Source organism: Tannerella sp. (genome assembly GCF_052170195.1).
GTDB lineage: Bacteria > Bacteroidota > Bacteroidia > Bacteroidales > Tannerellaceae > Tannerella.
Genome location: NZ_JBQNAZ010000074.1, coordinates 1 through 6,463 on the forward strand (window position 1 = coordinate 1; position 6,463 = coordinate 6,463).

At 47.7% G+C, this 6,463-nt stretch carries 7 protein-coding genes; 2 read left to right on the forward strand and 5 right to left on the reverse strand.

What is annotated here, in order from left to right; genetic code table 11:
- Window positions 1–145 precede the first annotated feature (145 nt).
- From hpf to rpsU, 3 genes are all read right to left on the reverse strand, one after another.
- A complete protein-coding gene (gene hpf / locus ACTTKA_RS11850) occupies window positions 146–445 on the reverse strand; it encodes a ribosome hibernation-promoting factor, HPF/YfiA family (protein ID WP_442714267.1) in 300 nt (99 codons plus the stop codon).
- An 11-nt stretch (window positions 446–456) separates the two neighbouring features.
- Window positions 457–1,356 carry a tyrosine-type recombinase/integrase gene (locus ACTTKA_RS11855; protein ID WP_442725188.1) on the reverse strand — a complete coding sequence of 300 codons (900 nt, stop codon included), beginning with the start codon at window positions 1,354–1,356 and terminating at the stop codon, window positions 457–459.
- A gap of 77 nt (window positions 1,357–1,433) precedes the next feature.
- Complete coding sequence (rpsU, locus tag ACTTKA_RS11860) at window positions 1,434–1,625, reverse strand: 30S ribosomal protein S21 (protein ID WP_124750742.1); 192 nt, start codon at window positions 1,623–1,625, stop codon at window positions 1,434–1,436.
- Between the two features lie 186 nt (window positions 1,626–1,811).
- Between rpsU and ACTTKA_RS11865 the strand changes: the two genes are divergently transcribed.
- Both ACTTKA_RS11865 and ACTTKA_RS11870 read left to right on the forward strand, forming a co-directional pair.
- The gene (locus ACTTKA_RS11865) at window positions 1,812–2,333 is read left to right on the forward strand and encodes a gamma carbonic anhydrase family protein (RefSeq protein ID WP_442714265.1); all 522 of its coding nucleotides are present in this window, start codon (window positions 1,812–1,814) and stop codon (window positions 2,331–2,333) included.
- Entirely contained in the window at window positions 2,333–3,481 is a 1,149-nt protein-coding gene (locus ACTTKA_RS11870; RefSeq protein WP_442725189.1) for a CapA family protein, read from the forward strand. The genes ACTTKA_RS11865 and ACTTKA_RS11870 overlap by 1 nt, the downstream gene beginning before the upstream one ends.
- Here ACTTKA_RS11870 and ACTTKA_RS11875 read toward each other — a convergent pair.
- Entirely contained in the window at window positions 3,476–4,708 is a 1,233-nt protein-coding gene (locus ACTTKA_RS11875; RefSeq protein ID WP_442714263.1) for a 3-deoxy-D-manno-octulosonic acid transferase, read from the reverse strand. The two genes, ACTTKA_RS11870 and ACTTKA_RS11875, sit on opposite strands and share 6 nt — an antisense overlap.
- On the reverse strand, window positions 4,708–6,228 hold the full coding sequence (gltX, locus tag ACTTKA_RS11880; RefSeq protein ID WP_442725190.1) for a glutamate--tRNA ligase: 1,521 nt from the start codon (window positions 6,226–6,228) through the stop codon (window positions 4,708–4,710). Before gltX ends, ACTTKA_RS11875 begins: the two co-directional genes overlap by 1 nt.
- Window positions 6,229–6,463 lie beyond the last annotated feature (235 nt).

Below are 6,463 nucleotides of genomic sequence, written 5' to 3' on the forward strand. Positions count from 1 at the left end.
CCAACGACCCCGAGATTACAAATCACGTGCTCTGGCCAACTGAGCTAAAGAGGCCTTTAGCATAAAATGAGCCGCTTCGTGGTAAGCGAAACGGCTGCAAATTTAGACATTATTTTATTACGTAGCAAATTTCCACCTTTTTTTTTTACTTTGCCCTGCTTTTTTCTTTCACTTTAATCAATTGCTTCTCTAAAGCAACAACTGTATCATCGACAGCCTCCTCGAATGTATCACTTACTTTCTCGGCAAAAAGATCGTTGTTTTTTATCTTTAAACGAATTCCAACCTGCTTGTTTTGAACCGACTCCGGCTTTACGACACGCAAAGTCACCTCTGCCCCCAAAATACCTTCATGATACTGACTCAGTTTCGAAACTTTTTTTTGAATAAACGCCTCCAAACGTTCGGTCGCGTCAAAATGAATTGCTTGAACTCTGATTTCCATAATTTACCTCCTTACTTTTTCGCTCTGGGATGAGCATGATACATTTTTTTTAATTCTTCAAAAGTAATATGCGTATAGACAGAGGTCGAAGCCAGACTGCCGTGTCCGAGCAATTCTTTCACGGCATTCAACTCCGCTCCGTCATTCAACATACTCGTTGCAAAAGAATGCCTGAGCACATGCGGACTGCATTTTGCCAACATCGGGATACCGGACAATCGCTTTCTGACGATACGATAGACGATAGCCCCCGTCAAAGGCCTGCCATTTTTCCGCACAAAGAGATACATAGAATCATCGGCAAGAATTTCTTTTTCCTTCTCCGAGATATAATGTACGATCATCTCTTTTAAACGCTCCGCAAACGGAATGATACGCTGTTTATTACGCTTACCGTTCACCTTGAGCTGCATAGCTTCCATATCAATATCTGCATGTCGGATTCCGACAAGTTCAGAGCGCCTCAGCCCCGTTTGATATAACATTTCAAGCAACAGACGGTCACGGCTACCCTCAAAATCAGATTCAAAGGAAGAGCCATCAAGCAAATCAGCCATTTCTCTTTCTTTTACAAAAGAAGGTAATGGGCGCGACATCTTAGGCCCCACAACCAAACGTACGGGACTTTCAGACAGCACTCCCTGCTTCAACAAGAACTTAAAGAACGATTTCAGCGAACTCAGCTTGCGGTTGACCGAGCTGGAAGCCATTGACCTATCCAAAAGAGAAACCATCCATAAACGAACACAATCAGCATCGATTAACCGAACGTCAATCGCCGCCCCTTCTGCATTCGCACAGATGAATGCTTCAAATTGAAGCAGATCCCGCTCATATGCCGCCACGGTAAGAGCCGAGTAGCCCCTCTCATAGCGAAGGTAACTTAAAAATGGCTTAATAAAAGCATTCACGCCGCATTGTTTTAACGCGACGAATATAAGAAGATTTTTTTATTAAACCAAAAAAGGTGGTAAAAAAAAACGGATGATTACTCTTCAGCCTGCTGTAATTGCTGCACGTAAATCGCACGAATACGTTCTTTCCTTTTTTCAACAGAGGGTTTGGAAAAAGCCTGACGCTTTCTCAGCTCTTTTACAACCCCTGTTTTTTCAAACTTTCTTTTGAACTTCTTCAATGCTCTTTCAATGCTTTCGCCTTCTTTTAATGGAACTACAATCATAAATTATTACTTTAATGCTTATTTTGTTTTTTTATTTCATCCGTAAAAATCGGGCACAAAAGTACGGAGAGTTTTATTACTTACAAAACTTTCCGATATATTTTTAACCGAATAAACAGATTCCGTTCTTTTTATCTATCTTTGTGCCCTATCAATACAGAAAAATTCATCCATAATATATAACAAATGGCACTTATAAAATCAGTTCGGGGCTTCGTACCCTCTATCGGAAAAGACACTTATCTAGCAGACAATGCAACCATTATCGGAGATGTGGTGATTGGCGAAGGATGCAGTATCTGGTTCGGTGCAATATTACGCGGAGACGTCAACTCGATCCGTATCGGGAACGGGGTCAATATACAAGACGGTTCGGTGCTTCATACCTTATACGAAAAATCAACGATCGAAATAGGCGACAATGTATCGGTCGGACACAACGTTACGATTCACGGCGCCAAGATATGCGACGGTGCGCTGATCGGGATGGGAGCCGTAGTGCTCGATCACGCGGTGATCGGCGAGGGGGCCATCGTGGCAGCAGGATCGGTCGTACTAAGCCATACTCAGGTAGAGCCGGGGAGCATTTACGCCGGAGCCCCCGCGAAGTTCGTCAAGAAAGTAGACCCCGAGCAATCGAAAGAAATCAATCAGAGGATCGCACGAAATTATCACATGTACGCCTCCTGGTATAAATCGGAAGATTGATGCATTTTCTCTCCAGAAGTATATTGATTCCGGCACTTGCTTTGGCCGCTGCCGTTACAGGCTATGTAACATGGCACACTCTGAATCAGGAGAAAAACCATGCGTTGCCTGATAATGTAGTGCAGCAAATCGATGAACCACAACGAGCCAGACTCGTCTTTGCCGGCGACCTGATGCAACACATGCCACAAGTTCGCGCCGCCCGTCGGCCAGACGGTACTTTCGACTATTCGGAAACGTTTCGTTACGTCAAACCGTTCTTCCAAGAAGCGGACTTCGCCATGCTGAATTTTGAAACAACACTCACGCCTGCCTCGCGTTATACCGGCTATCCGATGTTTCGCTCTCCGGCACAACTGGCGGATGCCATTCGCGATATCGGTATCGACGCCGTAGTAATGGCCAACAATCATATTTGCGACAACGGACGAGCAGGAATCGAGTACATGACGGCGCGTTTCGACTCGCTGGGTATCGTTCACACCGGTGCGTTTATCGACAGTATACGATATCGTATGAATCATCCGTTGCGTTTCGAGGTCAAGGGGATCCGGTTTGCCCTGCTCAACTATACTTACGACACCAACGGTGTTCCCATCCCTAAAGGAACGATCGTGAACCTGATCGACACGACAGCCATCCAAAACGATTTACAGAGTATCGACCGCTCTGAGACGGATTGCATCATTGTGTTCTTTCACTGGGGTGACGAGTATGTACGAAAACCCAATAATACGCAACGGAAGCTGGCGGAGCTATGTCATCGCTACGGGACGGAAATCGTGATGGGCAGCCATCCGCACGTGATCCAGCCTTTCGAGGCCAAGTACGATACGGACAGCATCATCCGCTCCGTGACGGTCTATTCGCTGGGCAACTTCGTATCGAACCAGCGAGACCGATACAAAAACGGCGGGCTGATTGTCACGCTCGACGTAGAAGTAGAAAAGCACAATAAGAAAATCGAGATTTGTCCGTACTATACGCCGGTATGGGTTTCCATGCCGAACTATCGTATTCTTCCCCCCTCAGTAGCCGATACGCTTCCGCTACCGTCCGGACAACGGGAAAATTACCTCCAATTTATTCGGGACACCCACACCCTGCTGGATAACGACCGGATATTCAAAGAAATGCAATCATTATAAACTCATTTCACGAAGGATACAGTCTGTTACCCCGCTATTCCGCTGCACATAATCTCCGACAATTCGTCCGGTTTCCGCACGTTGTGCCGGCTTACGGATAAATTCATCCATACGGGTTATAAATGCGGCTTCATCCTGCAAAGAAAATCCTCCTCCACAGGCAATCAATTCATGCGCTTCGCGAAATTTCTGATATCTGGGTCCGAACAGCACCGGGATACCGTAGACAGCCGCTTCGAGCGTATTGTGAATCCCTTTTCCGAACCCGCCTCCCACATAAGCCACATCTCCGTAACGATAGATGGACGAGAGCAAACCGAAGCTGTCAATAATCAGACAATCCTTACCGGACACCGACTGATCGTTCGCCTCGGACAGACGGATAGAAGGACGATGGAGCAGCGATTCGATATACAGCAGATGTTCCCGTGGGATTTCATGCGGCGCAATGATCAGTTTCACTTCCGGATGCGTATTAAAATACGGAATAAGGATCGACTCGTCTTCGGGCCACGAACTGCCTGCGACCAGAATCAGCGAAGTTCCGTCTCCTGCAAATTCTTTCACCGCGGGAAGCTCACGCGCCTGCCGCTGCACGGCCAGCACCCGGTCGAAACGCGTATCTCCACACACCTGAACGTTCGTAATCCCGAACTCCGCCAGCAGGCTTCGCGAGGCTTCGTCCTGCACAAACAGACGCTCAAAACAGGTAAGCGCTTTCCTGTACCAGCTTCCGTACCATTTGAAAAACAACTGTTCACGCCGAAAGATACCGGAAACGAGGTACGTCGGGATCTTTCTTTTTTTCAGCTCCGTCAGATAGTTCAGCCAGAACTCGTATTTGATAAAGACCGCCACCGCCGGATTGGCCAGATGCAGGAACTTCCTCACCTTATACGGCGTATCGAAGGGCAAATAACAGATCACATCCGCCCCGTCGTAATTCTTACGCACTTCGTAGCCAGATGGCGAAAAGAACGTCAACAGAATTTTATAGTCGGGATAACGCTTGCGAATCGCCTCCATCAAAGGACGCCCCTGCTCAAACTCACCGAGCGAGGCAGCATGAAACCAGATATATCGGGCATTCCGATCGATCTTTTTCCGCAGGATACCGTTCGTATGCCACTGCCCCACGCGGGTCATCCGCGCCTTACGGTGGAAAAACGAAGACAGTTCGACGGCAAACGCATACAGATGCAATGCCAGTGTGTAAACGTGACGCATCAACCTAATACTTCTATCGCACGGCCGATTCGCCGAATCGTCTCTTCCTTACCGATCGCTTCGGTGATATGAAACACCTGCGGCCCGATGCCTTGCCCCACAAGCGCCAGACGCGCGGCATTCATAATGTTCCCGAGATTATACCCTTTCCCGGCAATCCATGTTTTCACATATTCCTCAGTACCTTCTACATCGAACGGCTCGCGACGGCGTAACACCTCGATCAGCTCCGTCAACTGCGCGGCACTGTCTTCCTTCCAGCGTTTCTTGCGCGTTTTCTCGTCGTATGTCTCCGGCGCAACAAAGAAATAATACGTCTGCTCCCACAATTCGGGCACGAAACTCACACGCTCTTTCATCAGTCCGACGACTTTTTCGACATAAGCCTCATCCGTGCCGACAACACCATGCTGCTCGAGAACCGGCCGGAACATGGCGGCAATATCTTTGTCGCTACGCTTACGGATATATTGATGATTGAACCATTTGCCCTTCTCGTAGTCGAATTTCGCACCGCTCTTGCTGCAATGAGCTAGGTCGAAAAGCGAAATCAGTTCGTCCATCGCGATCAGTTCGCGATTATCTCCGGGATTCCATCCGAGCAGCGCCAGAAAATTGATAACGGCCTCGGGCAGATAGCCGCTCTCGCGATATCCCGACGACACTTCACCGCTCTTCGGGTCACGCCATTCGAGCGGAAAGACGGGAAAGCCCAAACGGTCTCCGTCGCGCTTGCTCAGTTTCCCCCCCCCTTCGGGTTTAAGGAGCAAGGGTAGATGTGCAAAGCAAGGCATCGTATCGGCCCAGCCGAGATAACGATAAAGCAAGACATGCAACGGAGCGCTCGAGAGCCACTCCTCCCCGCGAATCACGTGAGTAATCTCCATCAGATGGTCGTCCACGATATTCGCCAGATGATACGTCGGCAAATGATCGGCCGATTTATAAAGCACCTTATCGTCAAGGATGGAGGTATTGATAACGACTTCACCACGTATCAGATCATTCACATGGATGTCTTCGCCCGGTTCGATTTTCGTACGCACCACATAACGGTGTCCCGCATCGATCAGCGACTTCACTTCCTCAGCCGGAAGCGTCAGGGAGTTACGCATCTGCATCCGGGTCGAGGCATCGTACTGAAAATTCGGAATCTCCTTTCGCTTGGCTTCCAGCTCTTCGGGCGTATCGAAAGCGATATAAGCCCGTCCCGCATCCAGCAAACGGTCTACATACTTTTTGTAAATTTCCTTCCGTTCGCTCTGACGGTAAGGGCCATACTTTCCTCCATAGCCCACACCCTCGTCGAAAGGAAGGCCAAGCCATTGAAACGACTCGATGATATACTCTTCCGCACCGGGCACAAAGCGCTGTGTGTCCGTATCTTCGATACGAAGAATCATCTCACCGCCATGCTGTTTGGCAAACAAATAATTATACAAGGCTGTACGTACACCGCCGATATGAAGCGGCCCCGTAGGACTGGGTGCAAAACGCACTCTTACTTTTCGTTCCGACATATATTTAGACGAATTTGAATACTTATTACGAATGCGCAAAAGTAAGCAATTTCCGCATAATGCCGTCATATCGGAAAGAGTATTTGCCCGACAAGTCCATAAAGAGAGCTCAACAAATTTATATAAACATGATTTTAATAAATAGTTTGTAGCAAGAGCATCTTATTTTTAAACATACCCTAAAAATAAAAGAATAACATTATGTATTAGATAAATAAAACTTCATATATTTGTG